This window comes from uncultured Phascolarctobacterium sp. (genome assembly GCF_958349595.1).
Classification (GTDB): domain Bacteria; phylum Bacillota; class Negativicutes; order Acidaminococcales; family Acidaminococcaceae; genus Phascolarctobacterium.
The window spans coordinates 1-14835 of record NZ_CATWDQ010000020.1; the positions used below are offsets into that span (position 1 = coordinate 1).

10 protein-coding genes are annotated in these 14835 nt (G+C 51.0%); all 10 read left to right on the plus strand.

Annotated elements, in window-relative coordinates; all coding sequences use genetic code 11:
• Nucleotides 1-1316: DEAD/DEAH box helicase (locus Q4G98_RS11005; RefSeq protein ID WP_367949984.1), on the plus strand; the 1316-nt coding region annotated here is incomplete at its 5' end.
• Between the two features lie 24 nt (nt 1317-1340).
• The gene (locus Q4G98_RS11010) at nt 1341-2573 is read left to right on the plus strand and encodes a M20 family metallo-hydrolase (protein ID WP_298562749.1); all 1233 of its coding nucleotides are present in this window, start codon (nt 1341-1343) and stop codon (nt 2571-2573) included.
• A gap of 162 nt (nt 2574-2735) precedes the next feature.
• A complete protein-coding gene (gene gltX / locus Q4G98_RS11015) occupies nt 2736-4202 on the plus strand; it encodes a glutamate--tRNA ligase (RefSeq protein ID WP_293546584.1) in 1467 nt (488 codons plus the stop codon).
• Nucleotides 4203-4235: 33 nt separating this feature from the next.
• On the plus strand, nt 4236-5096 hold the full coding sequence (locus Q4G98_RS11020; RefSeq protein ID WP_298562751.1) for a protease inhibitor I42 family protein: 861 nt from the start codon (nt 4236-4238) through the stop codon (nt 5094-5096).
• Between the two features lie 15 nt (nt 5097-5111).
• The gene (locus Q4G98_RS11025; protein WP_177559275.1) at nt 5112-5357 is read left to right on the plus strand and encodes a cell division protein ZapA; all 246 of its coding nucleotides are present in this window, start codon (nt 5112-5114) and stop codon (nt 5355-5357) included.
• 18 nt (nt 5358-5375) lie between these two features.
• Nucleotides 5376-7844 (plus strand): U32 family peptidase, encoded by a 2469-nt coding sequence (locus Q4G98_RS11030; protein ID WP_301961987.1) that lies wholly within the window; start codon nt 5376-5378, stop codon nt 7842-7844.
• A 9-nt stretch (nt 7845-7853) separates the two neighbouring features.
• Nucleotides 7854-10214, plus strand: a complete 2361-nt coding sequence (locus Q4G98_RS11035) for an endonuclease MutS2 (protein WP_293546588.1) — start codon at nt 7854-7856, stop codon at nt 10212-10214.
• A gap of 160 nt (nt 10215-10374) precedes the next feature.
• On the plus strand, nt 10375-11601 hold the full coding sequence (locus tag Q4G98_RS11040) for an aspartate kinase (RefSeq protein ID WP_293546589.1): 1227 nt from the start codon (nt 10375-10377) through the stop codon (nt 11599-11601).
• 45 nt (nt 11602-11646) lie between these two features.
• Complete coding sequence (locus tag Q4G98_RS11045) at nt 11647-12894, plus strand: pyridoxal phosphate-dependent aminotransferase (protein ID WP_293663357.1); 1248 nt, start codon at nt 11647-11649, stop codon at nt 12892-12894.
• Nucleotides 12895-12959: 65 nt separating this feature from the next.
• Nucleotides 12960-14624, plus strand: coding sequence for a nucleoside kinase (locus Q4G98_RS11050; RefSeq protein ID WP_298562756.1), 1665 nt, complete (start codon nt 12960-12962; stop codon nt 14622-14624).
• Nucleotides 14625-14835: the final 211 nt, after the last annotated feature.

The following is a 14835-nucleotide window of genomic DNA, read 5'->3' on the forward strand; positions in this document are numbered from 1 at the left end:
TCGGACGCTTTTTTTATTATTTAATTTTAGGATTTGAAATGAAAGCGGTGAGAAAGATGGTTAATAGTTTTGCAGAATTGAAGGTTTGTGCCAAAACAGTGGAACAGCTTAAGCAAATGGGCATCAAAAGGCCGATGCCTGTTCAGGAACAGGCTATTCCGGCCCTGTTTGCAGGGCGTGACGTTATTGCCAGAGCACAGACAGGTACCGGTAAGACTTTGGCGTTTTTAGTACCAATGGTTGAACGTCTGGATGCGTCCAGGTCTTTTGTCCAGGCGCTGGTCATTACCCCGACGCGTGAACTGGCACAGCAGATCGCGGTAGAGCTGAAAAAGCTGTTGGGCGAAAGCGAAGTAAAGGTACTGGCAGTTACCGGCGGCCGTGATTTTGAAGCGCAGAAGCATAAGCTGGATGGCAAAAGCCATGTTTTGATCGGTACGCCGGGCCGCCTTTTGGACCATATCCGCAAAGGCAATACTAATCTGGGCGGCGTTAAATATCTGGTGTTGGACGAAGTAGATGAAATGCTGAAGCAGGGCTTTATTGATGAAGCGTCCGAGCTGATAGCGATGACTGATCCTGAGCGTCAGACGATGCTGTGCAGTGCTACTTTGTCTGAGGAAGTACAAAAGCTGGGCAAGCGGATCACCCGTAATTGTGCTTTGATCGATATTGATCCCAATAAGGCAACAGTCGAGAACATCAAGCAGATTTGTATCAAAACTACGGACGAATACCGCAATCAGGCAGTTGCCGCTTTGATAGACCGTTATAACCCTTATCTGATGATCGTTTTCTGCTTCAGTAAGGAACGGACAAAAGAGTTGGGTGACTGGCTGGGCAGTAAGGGCTATAATGTAGATGTACTGCATGGCGAAATGTCGCAGGCCAAACGTAAAACCGTGATGAAGGCTTTCCGTGAAGCCAAGCTGCAGATTTTAGTAGCCAGTGATCTGGCTGCCCGCGGCCTGGATATCGAAGGCGTGACCCATGTCGTCAATTATGATATTCCGCATGATGTAGACTGGTATGTGCATCGCATCGGGCGTACCGGGCGTGCCGGCAACGAAGGTATCGCTGTTACCCTGTATACGGCAGAAGAGGCCAAATGGCTTAAGAATATTGAAAGCAAGCTGGATGTAAAAATGGAACGGCAGAATTTAGAGGGCAAAACGATAGCCCGGCGTGAGGCAAGACCGGTTCAGAAAAAACGTAAGGCTGAAGCTGCCAAGCCGAAACGCGGTAAAAAAGCCGTTGCTGATAAGCGTAAAGCGCCTAAGACCGGCTCGAACCGCCGCCAAAATAAAAACGAATAAGTGTGAGAAAGTGAGGGGACTGTTATGCAGGCAGTAAACAAAGAAAGAGTAGCCGGACTGTTACAGGGACTGGCACAATTCGGCAAAACAGAACACGGTATCACAAGACTGGCTTATACGGCAGAGGACAAGGCAGCGGAGGACTGGCTGCTGCAGCAGGTGCAGGATTTAAAGCTGCAGCTGTCAACTGATGCTGTCGGCAATGTTTTTCTGCGGCGGGAAGGCAAAAATCCTGCTTTGACTCCTGTCGCTATGGGTTCCCATATCGATACAGTCGTGCAGGGCGGCGCTTATGACGGTACGGTAGGCGTCATCGGCGCTTTAGAAGTGCTGTATATGCTGCAGGATGAAGAGCTGGAACGCCCGGTGGAGGTCATTATTTTCAGGGCTGAGGAATCGAGCCGTTTTGGTTTTGCCACTATCGGCAGCAAGCTGATGGTCGGCGTAGGCGATCCTGATAAATTTTCGAGCGCGGCCAAAGCCGGCGCTGTGACTTTTAAAGAAGCGCTGACTGAATGGGGCTGCGACCCTGCTGCCTATGGACAGGCGCGTAAAGAAACAGGCTGCTTTAAAAGCTTTTGGGAAATGCATATCGAACAGGGTAAAGTACTGGAAGAAACAGGCGAGCGGATCGGAATCGTGCATAATATCGCGGCGCCGACACGTTTTAAGATCATCGTTGAAGGCATGGCCGATCATTCCGGGGCCACGCCGATGGGCTTCCGCAAAGACGCGCTGGTAAGTGCGGCCCGGCTGGTTATAGCTATTGAAGAAGCTGCTACTAATGAAGCCGAAAACGGCACCGTTGCGACGGTGGGTGTTTTAGACGTAGAACCGGCTTCGATCAATGTGGTGCCGGGCAAGGCTACCTTGTGGGTAGATCTGCGCGGTGTGGATGAGGAAAGCATCAACTGTGCTTTGAGCAATATTCGTGATGCTGTTTCGGAGATTGCTAAAAATGACAGTATTACTATTACTATGGATATGCTGACAGCTGATAAGCCGGTTGCTTTGTCCGAAGAACTGGCGGCAAAGCTTGATGCTGTCTGTGCGGCGAAAGGGATCGCCTATCGGCATATGAACAGCGGCGCCGGTCACGATGCCATGCATATGGCTGCACTGGCCCCGACAAGTATGCTGTTTGTGCCCTGTAAAGGCGGCATCAGCCATAACCCGGCAGAATATGCTGACAACGACGATATCTGTCTGGCGATCGAGATTTTGGCAGAAGCCGTTAAAGAAGAGGCCGCTGTCTAAAAAGTAACGCAGCAGGTAAAAAATAACCTGAGAATAAAAATAACTGTAAAATCTGCTGCAAAGCAGTCCTGTTAGGACGGGGCTGCTTTGCTTTTTTACTTTGTTCGTAATATAATTATAATGATATAGAATTTTCATTTTTCAAATTGAGGAGACGATAACATGGAAGAAGTGCGTGTGCGTTTTGCACCCAGCCCGACGGGTTATTTACATATTGGCGGAGCAAGGACGGCTTTATTTAACTGGCTGTTCGCTAAAAAGCATAATGGCAAGCTGGTGCTGCGCATTGAAGATACTGATACAGAGCGTTTAAAAGCAGACAGCGTGAGCCAGATCCTGACCAGTCTGAAATGGCTGGGACTGAATTGGGATGAAGGGCCCGAAGTAGGCGGCGAAGTCGGACCGTATTATCAGTCAGAGCGTCGTGAGATCTACAGCAAGGTTGCTGAACGGCTGCTGGAAGAAGGTAAAGCTTATTATTGTTTCTGTACTTCGGAAATTTTGGAAGCAGAGCGCGAAAAGCAGCGTGCGGCTAAACAGCCATTCCGCTATGCGCGCACCTGCCGCGATCTGCCTGTCGAGGAAGCCAAAGCCAGAGCAGCCAAAGGCGAGCCTTATTCCGTACGCATCAAAATACCTACGGAAGGCAGCCTGACCGTGCATGATCTGATCCACGGCGACGTTACTTTTGATTTGACGCAATTTGATGATTTTGTCATCGTTAAAACTAATGGTATGCCGACTTATAATTTTGCCGTAGTCGTTGACGACCATTTGATGAGGATCAGTCATGTACTGCGTGCCGAAGAACATTTATCCAATACTCCCAAGCAGGTACTGCTTTATGAGGCCTGCGGTTTTGACGTGCCTGAATTCGGACATATGCCGATGATCCTGGCTCCTGATCGCAGTAAGCTCAGTAAACGCCACGGCGCGACTTCTGTCGAAGAGTTCCGCGACCAGGGGTATCTGCCGGAAGCGATCGTCAATTATCTGACCCTGCTGGGCTGGGCCCCGGGCAACGAAGAAGAAATTTTTTCGCTGCAGGATACTGTAGCTCAGTTCGAGCTGGAAAAAATGTCGAAAAAGGCAGCCGTTTATGATACCAAGAAACTGACCTGGATGAACGGACAATATTTATCAGCGTTACCGCTGGAAGCAGTGCTGCCTGAGGCCACGGCTTTCTTCATCAAGTCCGGACTGGTGGATGAAGCCTGGCTGGCAGCCAATAAAGATTATTTTGCCCGGTTGGTGGACGTAGTGCGCGTGCGCGTCAAGACGCTGCAGGAAGTTGTTGAAGCCGCAGAATACTTCTTTAAAGATGTGACAAGCTACGATGAAAAAGGCGTCAGCAAGCATTTCAAGCCGGAAGCAGCAGAGCTTTTAACGGCCTGCATCGATGCGCTTGAAGGCTTGGAGACCTTTGATCTGGCCAGTACGGAGGCGGCTTACAATAAGATCGCTGAAGAACAGGGCCTGTCTTTGGGCAAAGTCGTGCATCCGACACGCCTGGCGCTGACAGGGCGCACTGTGAGCCCCGGCTTATTTGACGTTATGGTGCTGCTGGGTAAGGAAAAGACTCTGAGCAGAATGCGCAGGGCTGTTTTATATATCAAAACTTTAGCTTAAATCAAAAAAATTACTGAAAGAGGTGCGACGCCGATGAGAATACTGGGAATTTTACTGTGCTGCCTGATGCTGGAATTGAGTTCTGTGGCTTTTGCCGAGCAGCTGACGACTGTGTACAGCAAAGTTGTTGCTACAAAGAATATGCAGGGCGAGATCCCGGAGATCGACGGCCTGAGATATACCAATCTGCAAAAAAACGCCAACAGTATTTTGGCAGCCAGGGTCAAAGACTTGCTGGCGCAGGTCGGCGGCAGCGGTACGGTCAGCTATGAAGTCAAACTGAACCGCCCCAGCCTGGTCGGGATACTGCTTAAAGCGACTAACGGCGGACGTACAGCTTATCAGGCTGTAAATTTGGATATGACGACCGGCAATGAATTCAGTATTCGTGATTTTGTGGGTGAGGGCAATGCCATCCATGAGATTTTAGGCGCTTATGAGGGCGTATTGTTTGCGGATAACGGTATTTATACCCGTACTGCCAGCGGTGCGGCTTACAGTAATTTTGTTTCCTACAGCAAGTTGTTCCCGCTGCTGCGGACAGGGGACGCAGAGCGTTTGCTGACCGTTTTTGGCTTGACCCGTGCCGTTGAGGATAAGGTCGTTACTGTCAAAGCTGGGGAGCTGCTGGCCTTGCAGCTGGAATCCAACCGTACGACAGGTTATTCCTGGTTTGTCGAGGAGAAGGGGTATGCAGGCCAGTTTTATGAATTGGGCCGTTCCTATATCCTGCCGGGCAATGCTGCCAATAATAAATCCGGGATGCCGGGCTTGGAAATAATTGTTTTCGGTGCTCAGGAACCGGGCGAATATAAGGTTAATCTGGAATATAAGCGTGCCTGGGAAAAGGGCAGCGGCTTTGATAAATTCAGCTTTACTGTTAAAGTGCTGTGATAACGGAGGTCGGAAATGGAAAAAACTGCCGTTACCGTGAAAATTTTTAATGAGGAATACACTTTAAAGACCGATCTGCCGCGGGCTGACGTGGATGCGATCGCAGCCATGGTCGATCAGAAAATGCAGAAGCTGGCGACAAGCCAGCATTTAGTCACTACCTCCAAGGTCGCCGTCTGGGCGGCACTGGATCTGGCGGGCGAGTTATACACCTTGCGCCGTGAATATGAAGCCTTGCTGAAAGCGGCGAAGGACATTTAGAGAAGAGGTTTTTAGTTAATGAAAAAGCAAACCATCGAACTGCTCGCCCCCGCCGGGAGCTGGGAAGCGTTGGAGGCGGCGGTGAATGCCGGCGCCGATGCTGTATATATGGGCGGCAAAGCTTTTGGCGCCCGTCAGTATGCCAGTAATTTTGACCGCGAGGAAATGCAGAAGGCTGTTTACTTTGCGCATATGCATCGTGTGCGGCTGTATATCACGGTCAACACGCTGGTTGATGACAGTGAGCTGAGCGAGCTGGCCGACTATCTGCTGTTTTTAAACAACGTGGGTATCGACGGTATTATCGTGCAGGATCTGGGAGTGATCCGTCTGGCCCGGCAAATCGTGCCGGACCTGCCTTTGCATGCCAGTACGCAGATGACGGTCACTAATTCCGAAGGGGTGAAGCTTGCTGCTGCCGCCGGGATGGAACGTGTGGTCCTGGCACGCGAGCTGAGCCTGGAAGAAATAAAGACGATCTGTCAGGGCACGGAAACAGAGATCGAAGTTTTTATCCATGGCGCTTTGTGCGTCTGCTATTCGGGCCAGTGCCTGATGAGCAGCTTGATCGGCGGCCGCAGCGGCAACCGTGGACGCTGTGCGCAGCCCTGCCGCCTGCCTTATAAGCTGGTCAACGCAGCTGGCGAGGATATGCTGAGCGGCAAAGATGCCGGACAATATCTGCTGAGCCCGAAGGATCTGAATACTTTAGAGATTTTGCCGCAGCTGATCGAAGCCGGCGTTACTTCATACAAAATCGAAGGACGCATGAAGCGGCCTGAATATGTAGCCGTTGTTGTCGATGCCTATCGCAGGGCTATCGACAGTTATCTTGCCGGTAATTATCAGGTGCCGGAGGAAGATTTTGCCAATATCGAGCAGATATTCAACCGTGATTTTACAACGGCTTATCTGCTGGACCGTCCCGGCAAAGATATGATGAGCGACCGGCGTCCTAATAACCGCGGCGTTTTGGTAGGCCGTGTCGTCAAGCTGGATAAAGCAAATAATAAAGCGACGTTGAAACTGGATAAAGAACTGCATCTGGAGGACGGTTTGGAGTTTTGGGTCAGCGTAGGTGGTCGTGTTGGCACTGCAGTGACGTCACTTTTGCAGAACGGACAGGAAGGAAGCGTTGCTGCGGCAGGTTCGCAGGTCACTATTGATGTGCCCCATGGCATTAAAATGAATGACCGTGTTTTCAGGACCTTTGATAATCGTCTGATGACATATGCCGCACAGTTTTTTGGCGAAAAGGCTAAACGCCGTATTCCCGTAAGCGCTTTGGTAACAGCTAGATCGGGCAGTCCGATGACGATATTGCTGACTGACGACGAGGGCAATACCGGCTATGGTGAAACACAGTTTATTGTAGAGTCTGCCCGCAAGCATGCTTTAAATGAAGAAACAGTGCGTAAACAGGTGGACCGCCTGGGTACGACGGAATATGTATTGGCTGATCTGGTGCTGGAATGTGATGAAAACGTCATGGTGCCGATGAGCGAGATCAACGAAGCCCGCCGTTTGGCGGCTGAGGCTTTGGACGCTGCCCGTCTGGAGGCTTTTGCGCCGGTGCGCGCGCAGCGTCATAAAGTGCCGCGCGATCTGGTGCCGCCTGAGAAAATCAGCCGCAGCAGGCACGCGTTTTTGACGGTGCATGCTGATACTGTCGCTAAAGCCCAGGCTGCTTTGGCCGGAGGCGCTGATTACATTATTTTCGGCGGCGATATTTTTGGCAGCAGACAGCTGCCGCAGCAGGCTTATGCCGAAGTAGCAGGGCTTGCTCAAAATTATGGTAAAAAATGGGCCGCAGCGACGCCGCGTATCGTCAAAGAAGGGCAGCTGCCGTATTTTGCCGAGCTGTTTCCCTGCTGGCAGCAGCTAAAGCCGGACGCCGTTTATATCAGTAACATCGGCTTGTGGCAGCTGGCACGTCAATACAGCGGTTTGTCCTTATGGGCCGATATGTCTTTGAATATCTATAACGACCAGAATCTGGAATTCTGGCGGGAACAGGGCGCCGTGGGCGCGACCCTGTCGGCGGAGCTGACAATGTCGCAGGTAGAGCATTTAGCCGCAGTCAGCCCCGTTCCTGTGGAATGTATGGTACAGGGCCGGATCGAAATGATGGTTTCTGAGTATTGCGTAGGCGGCAGCTTTTTAGGTGACCTGCATCAGGGCGCCTGCAAATTTAACTGCCGTGAGCAGTTGTTTTTGAGCGACCGCAAGGATGCAAAATTTCCTGTCGTTACCGACCAGAACTGCCGGATGCATATTTTGAATGCACATGACCTGTCGATGCTGACCAATGTCAAGCACATGGAAAGTATCGGCGTCGGCCGTCTGCGTTTGGACGCGCGCAATTATACTGATGAAGAAACTGCGTCTTTGGTAACGCTGTACAAGGAAGTGCTGCGGGGCGACCGCGAAGTTGCGGAAAACCTGCCGCATACGACCAGGGGGCATTATTTCCGCGGCGTATTATAAGGAGTAATTATGGCAAGATTTGCTGTTAAAACATTAGAATTTGATAAAGTAAAAGCGATGCTGGCCGGTAAAACGGCTACATCACTGGGTAAGGCGCAGGCTTTAGCGATCCGCACGGAAAGTGAGTTCAGCGTTGTTAAGCGCCTGCAGGAAGAAACAGCCGAGGCTCTGCGCCTGTTAGATGAAGGCAAAAGATTTCCCTTCGGCGGCGCGCATAATATTGTGGCAGCCGTTAAGCATGCCCAATTAGGGGCGGTGCTGGAAGCAGAAACCCTGATGGAGATCGGCAGTACGGCCGCGGCGATCCGCCAGATCAAGACCTTTTTGCAGGAGGAGCACGAGCTGGCGCCGACTTTGGCTGGCTATGCCGAAGCTTTGCAGACGCTGCCGCGTTTGGAAAAACAGCTGGAAAATGCTATTTCTGAAAAAGGCGAAATCAAGGACAGCGCTTCGACCAAGCTGGGCGGACTGCGGACCGGCATCCAGATAGCGAAAAACCGTGTGCGCGAGCAGCTGGAAAAGGTCCTGCATGATCCCAATAATCAAAAATATTTTCAGGATGCGCTGGTAACCATGCGCGGCGACAGATATGTCATTCCGATCAAGCAGGAATACAAGCTCAATTTTCCGGGGGTCGTTCACGATCAGTCCGGCAGCGGCGCAACGCTGTTTATTGAGCCAATGGCAGTCGTCAACCTGAACAACGACATCAAAAAATATATGGCCGAAGAAAAAGAAGAAGTCGAACGGATACTGCGGCAGCTGTCAGGCAGCGTCGGTGCAGACTGCGAGCAGCTGACTGCCGGCGTCGAGATCCTTACCAAGCTTGACGTTATCTGTGCCCGTGCTTATCTGGCGCAGCAGCAGAAGGCCGTACGTCCAATGCTGCATTTGGGCGGCAAGGTTGAGATCGTGCAGGGACGCCACCCGCTGCTGGACCAAAATCAGGTAGTGCCGCTGGATATAGAACTGGGCGGCGATTTTAATACCCTTTTGATAACCGGCCCTAATACCGGCGGTAAAACCGTAGCTTTAAAAGCCGTCGGGCTGTTTGCTTTGATGGCGCAGGCCGGTTTGTTTCTGCCTGCCCGCAGCGCGAAAATGCCGGTCTTCAGAGCTATTTATGCCGATATCGGCGACGAGCAGAGTATCGAGCAAAGTCTGAGTACCTTTTCCGGGCACATGACCAATCTGGTAGAGATTTTAAACGAAGTCCGCGGCGGCGATCTGGTGCTGGTGGACGAGATTTGCGCTGGTACTGACCCTAACGAGGGTGCGGCCCTGGCGATGGCGATGCTGGAGCATCTGCACGAGCAGGGCGTGCTGACGATGATCACGACACACTACAGCGAACTGAAAACCTTTGCCTATGGGCATACAGGTATGGAAAACGCCAGCGTGGAATTTGACCCGGTCAGCCTGCGCCCGACCTACAGATTACTGATGGGGGTCCCGGGCAGCAGTAATGCTTTCAATATCAGCAGAAGGCTGGGCCTGTCGGAAGCGATCATCGAAAATGCCGGTAAGCTGCTGGATCAGGAGCATGTGCATATGGAAGACGTGCTGCATGAACTGGAAGGCGAGCGCCGCCAATACGAAACGCAGAACAAAGAGATCCAGACGCTGCGTCTGGAAAGCGAGCGTATCAAGCAGGAGCTGCACAAGCAGAAACAGGAGCTTGACCGCCGCAAAAACGAAATGCTGCGTAAAGCCCGTGAACAGGCTGATGAGATTTACCGCAGCAGCCGCCGCGAATCGGAAGCTATTTTAAAAGAGCTGCGCTCGATGAAGGCTGATTTCGACGCGAAAAAACTGGAAGCCGCCGCCGAAGCCGCACGCAAACAGCTGAATAAACAGTTCAGCGAGGACGCGCCGCTGCCGGAAGGCACGCCGCTGTCACAGGAAACTGCCAAAGTAGGGCAGACCGTCTTTTTACCTTCGCTGCGGCAAAACGGCACGATCGTCGCCGTCAGCGGCAGTGATGTGACAGTGCAGGTGGGCATCTTAAAAACCAATGTACCTGCGAAAAACTGCCTGCTGGTGAAAGGTAAAGCCAAAGTCAACGAAGAATTGCGTCCTAAAAAACGCAAAGGCTATAATCATGATATGCTGGTCACCCGCACCGCTGCCACCAGGCAGGAGCTTGATGTGCGCGGCATGACGATCGAAGAGGCGATACCGACAGTAGATAAGGGCATCGACGACGCACTGCTGGCAGGACTGCCGGAGCTGCGTATTATCCATGGCAAGGGCACTGGCGCTTTGCGTGCCGGCCTGACTGCCTATCTGTCGTCGCACCGCGCGGTGAAACGGCTGGAACTGGCCTCGCTGCATGAAGGCGGTGCCGGCGCGACGGTGATTTATCTATAAGAGGCAGTTTTGTGTAAAAATGTAATACAATCAAGAAAATTTTGTGGAAGATATTGACCGAAAGACTAAATAATGTGATAATAGTTAGTGAAAATATATGCTTTCTGTGCACTTGGAATGGATTGTTCCGGGTGGCAAGTTAACAAACGGGGGGAAGTAAATGGCTACACTGGTGAAAAAGTTTGGCGGCAGCTCGGTTGCTACACCTGAGAAGATGCATGGCATCGTGGACCGGATCCTGCGCGAACGTCAACCGGGCGACAGGATCGTTCTGGTTGTTTCTGCTATGGGCGACCATACTGATGATTTGCTGACTTTAGCTGCTAAAGTCAATCCTGAAATGCCAAAAAGGGAGCTGGATATGCTGCTGGCAACAGGCGAGCAGGTTTCTATTGCCCTGATGGCCAGTGCTTTCTGCGCTAAAGGGCAGCCTGCGGTATCCTTTACCGGTGCTCAGGCGGGTATCAAAACTAACGATAAGCACTCTAAAGCCAGTATCCTGGACGTTCAGGCCCAGCAGGTCAGGCAGGCCCTGGACGAAGGTAAGATCGTTATCGTAGCAGGGTTCCAGGGCGTTACTGACAATGGGCAGATAACTACTTTGGGACGCGGCGGCAGCGATACTACCGCTGTGGCTATCGCGGCAGGTCTGCAGGCAGATATGTGCGATATCTATACTGATGTGGACGGCGTTTATACTGCCGATCCCCGTATCGTAGCCGGAGCGCAGAAGCTGGACGAGATCACTTTTGTGGAAATGCTGGAGCTGGCCCGTCTGGGCGCCGGCGTCATGCAGCCGCGTGCCGTCGAATATGGCGAGCATAACGGCGTGGCTATCCATGTACGTTCTACCTTTAACGACGTACCCGGAACTATTATTAGGGAGGAATACACAGTGCAAGAGAAAAATTTTGTTATTCGCGGCGTAGCGCACGATACTAATGTTGCCAAGATCGCCGTTCGCGGTGTCAGCGATGAACCTGGTGTGGCATATAAAATCTTCTCGGCTTTGGCAGATGCCAATATCGATGTCGATATGATCGTCCAAAGCGCCAGTGCAACCGATCATAAAAATGATATTCTGTTCACTGTGATGCAGACGGATATGGTAGAAGCGATGAGCGTTATCGAGAGCCTGAAAGAAACGATGCATTTTGATAAGGCCGATATTGAGATCAATGTCGCCAAGGTTTCTATCGTCGGTGCGGGTATGCTGGGCAGTCCCGGTATCGCAGCCGGCATGTTCGGCGCGCTGGCTAAAGCCAACGTCAATATCGACGTTATCAGCACCTCCGAGATCAGCGTTTCCTGCCTGGTTCCCGAAAAAGACGTCAAAGCCGCTGTCAACGCTATCCACGAACATTTCTTCCCGGAAGGCGCGAAATAAAAAGCAAGTAAAGTGACTTATATAAACTAAGGAGGCTTTTTACAAATGATTACCAGTATTGCAGCTAACCATGCCAAAGGAAAATCCGCTCAGGATAAAATTTTCGGCGCTAATGCCGCCGCCGTTGCCGCCGCAGCCAAATACGGCGCTGATAAAGTTACCAACGCCACTATCGGCGCTATTTTGGACGAAGACGAGAAACTGGTCTGCCTGCCGACGATCGAAAAGGTTTACCGCGGCCTGGCAACTAACGAGCTGATCGCCTATGCGCCTATTTCCGGCCTGCCGGACTATCTTGATAAAGTAGTGACTGCCGCTTTCGGCAATTCCAGACCGGAAGGCTATATCGCCGCTGTTGCCACTGCCGGTGGTACCGGCGTTATCCATCATGCGATCTGGAACTATATGGATGCAGGCGAAACCGCGCTGACCTCCGACTGGTACTGGGGGCCGTATAAAGTCCTGTGCCAGGATATGGGCCGTAAGCTGGATACCTATAAAATGCTGGACGAAAACAATAAATACAATCTGCCGGCTTTAAAGGCCAAAGTCAACGAGATTCTTGGCAAACAGAAAAGCCTGCTGCTGATGATCAATACCCCGGCGCATAACCCGACCGGCTACAGCCTCAGCGAAGCAGACCTGCAGGGCGTTATCGACATCATCAAAGAAGCGACCGCAGGCACTGACAAGACGGTAACGCTGCTTTTAGATGTTGCTTATATCGATTATGCCGGTGAAAAAGAAGAAGTGCGCAAAATCTTCAAAAAGCTCTCCAATCTGCCGGCCAATATTCTTGGTATCGTGGCCTACAGTATGTCGAAAGGCTTTACACTCTATGGTCAGCGCACCGGCGCCATGATCGGCGTTTCCTCTTCCAAAGAGATCATCGAAGAATTTGCCGCTATCAATCAATATACCAGCCGTGCTACCTGGTCTAATATCAACCGTCCGGCCATGAAAACGCTGGCTAATATTTACAGCGACCCGGAGCTTTTGGCAGCTACCGAAAAAGAACGTGACGATTATTATCAAATGATCAAAGCACGTGCCGACCTGTTCACCAAAGAAGCAGCCGCCTGCGGCCTGCCTATGCTGCCTTATGTAGCAGGCTTCTTCCTGTCCATCCCGGCTAAAAACCCCGACGCTATCTGCGACAAGCTGCATGAAGAGAATATCTTTGCTGTACCGCTGGCTGCGGGCGTCCGTATCGCCGTCTGCGCGGTACCGCTCAAAAAGATCGCCGGTATGGCAGCTAAGGTTATGGCCGCAATGCAGGCAGTAGAAAAATAAGCTGCAACAACAACCAAAGACCGGAGCTAAAAGGGTTCCGGTCTTTTTTCCCATAAGGAGTATTTATGAACATTAAATTGACATTACCCGACAATATTATCAGAGAGTATCCTGCCGGCACGACGCTTTTGGAAGTAAGCCGGGAATTTGCCGGCAATTACCAAAGCCCGATCGTAGAGGGCGTTTTCAAAGGTATCGGCACCGATCTGCAAAAGCCGCTTACAGAAGACGGCAGCGTTGACTTTATCGTCCGTGATACGGAAGAAGGCATGAGAGTCTATGTACGCAGCCTGCTGTTCCTTTTTCTTGTAGCCATCAAAAAGCTGCGTCCGGAAGTAAAAATAGAAGCCCGTAACTCTTTAGGCAGCGCTTTGTTCTGCGAAATAACCAATGGCATAGTGCTCAGCAAATATGATCTGCAGGCGCTGGAAGATTATATGAAAAAGCTGGTCGCACAGGCTGAGCCAATAGTATATCAGCATATAACGAAAAAAGAAGCTGAAAAACTGCTGCGGGAAAGGGAAGAAGAAGACCGTTTGGAGCTGTTGCAGTCGATACCGGAAGATCACTTGCTGACGATTTATTTCCTGCAGGACTGCGGCGAGTATTTTTTCGGGCCCATGCTGCCTGATTGCAGCTATCTGAAACTATTCGAGCTGATCAGCTACGAAAACGGTATTGTCATCAACTACCCGGAACCAGGCGCAATGGAGGAACTGGACGTTTTTGTCGACAGCCCCAAGCTCAATAAAATGTTCCACGAGATGGAAGAATGGTCGACGATGCTGAAATGTAATACTGTGGCCAAGCTCAACAGTATTATCAAAGCTGGCTATGCCAAAACTATCATTCAGGTCGCCGAAGCCCTGCACGAGAAAAAGATCGCCGCAATAGCGGATGAGATAACCGATAAAGGCAAAGACGTGCATCTGGTCTTGATTGCCGGGCCTTCTTCGTCCGGCAAAACGACTTTCGCACAAAGACTGAGTATCCAGCTGGTCGTCAATGGGATCAGGCCTGTGCCGATCTCGATGGATGATTATTACAAAGAACGCCTGAATACGCCGCGTAAAGCTGATGGTTCCTATGACTTTGAGAGCGTCGAAGCCATTGATCTGGAACTGTTCAATGACCATCTGCAGCGGCTGCTGGCAGGTGAAACTGTCAAAATACCCAAATACAATTTCCGTACCGGCCTGCGCGAATACCGCGGCCGCGAACTGAAGCTGAGCGACGATGCGGTACTGATCGTCGAAGGTATCCACGGCTTGAACGAACGCATTTCTGCCGTCGTTCCGGCACGTAACAAGCTGAAGGTCTATATCAGCGCGCTGACACCGATGTCGCTGGACGAATACAACAGGATCCAGACTACGGATATGCGGCTTTTGCGCCGGCTGGTGCGCGATTCGCAGTTCCGTTCGCATGACGCCTTGATGACTTTGAAGTTGTGGGATGATGTGCGCTGCGGTGAAGGAAAATATATCTTCCCGTTCCAGGAAGAGGCGGATATTATTTTTAATACAACGCTGGTCTATGAATTCGCGGTGCTGAAAAAATATGCAGAACCCTTGCTGCAGGGCGTTCCCGAAACGGAAGCTGTTTATACTAACGCGCAAAGGCTGCTGGACCTGCTGAGCCATGTAACGCCGCTGGATAAAGAGTTGATCCCTCAGAACTCTATCCTGCGCGAATTTGTGGGCGGCAGTGCCTTTAAAGAAGCACTTTAAAAAATAGTTAAAAGCATGCTGCGGCAGCCTGTACAGGCTGCCGTTCTTTTTTGTTTTTAATAGAGAAAGTCTATAAATTTTATTTTGGTCAGCACTATCTGTTTGCGTAATTTATTAATCCGACAAATGGAGTATTTTTGTTGAAATTTGTTGCCAAAAGCATTGAAAATACTAGGTGAACAGGTATATAATTATAAAAAAAGCTGTCTCT

What these genes read in the sequence shown, in the direction of transcription:
- Q4G98_RS11010 (WP_298562749.1), top strand. Translation starts at nt 1,341, where the DNA reads ATGCAGGCAGTAAACAAAGAAAGAGTAGCCGGACTGTTACAGGGACTG.
- gltX (WP_293546584.1), top strand. Translation starts at nt 2,736, where the DNA reads ATGGAAGAAGTGCGTGTGCGTTTTGCACCCAGCCCGACGGGTTATTTA.
- Q4G98_RS11020 (WP_298562751.1), top strand. Translation starts at nt 4,236, where the DNA reads ATGAGAATACTGGGAATTTTACTGTGCTGCCTGATGCTGGAATTGAGT.
- Q4G98_RS11025 (WP_177559275.1), top strand. Translation starts at nt 5,112, where the DNA reads ATGGAAAAAACTGCCGTTACCGTGAAAATTTTTAATGAGGAATACACT.
- Q4G98_RS11030 (WP_301961987.1), top strand. Translation starts at nt 5,376, where the DNA reads ATGAAAAAGCAAACCATCGAACTGCTCGCCCCCGCCGGGAGCTGGGAA.
- Q4G98_RS11035 (WP_293546588.1), top strand. Translation starts at nt 7,854, where the DNA reads ATGGCAAGATTTGCTGTTAAAACATTAGAATTTGATAAAGTAAAAGCG.
- Q4G98_RS11040 (WP_293546589.1), top strand. Translation starts at nt 10,375, where the DNA reads ATGGCTACACTGGTGAAAAAGTTTGGCGGCAGCTCGGTTGCTACACCT.
- Q4G98_RS11045 (WP_293663357.1), top strand. Translation starts at nt 11,647, where the DNA reads ATGATTACCAGTATTGCAGCTAACCATGCCAAAGGAAAATCCGCTCAG.
- Q4G98_RS11050 (WP_298562756.1), top strand. Translation starts at nt 12,960, where the DNA reads ATGAACATTAAATTGACATTACCCGACAATATTATCAGAGAGTATCCT.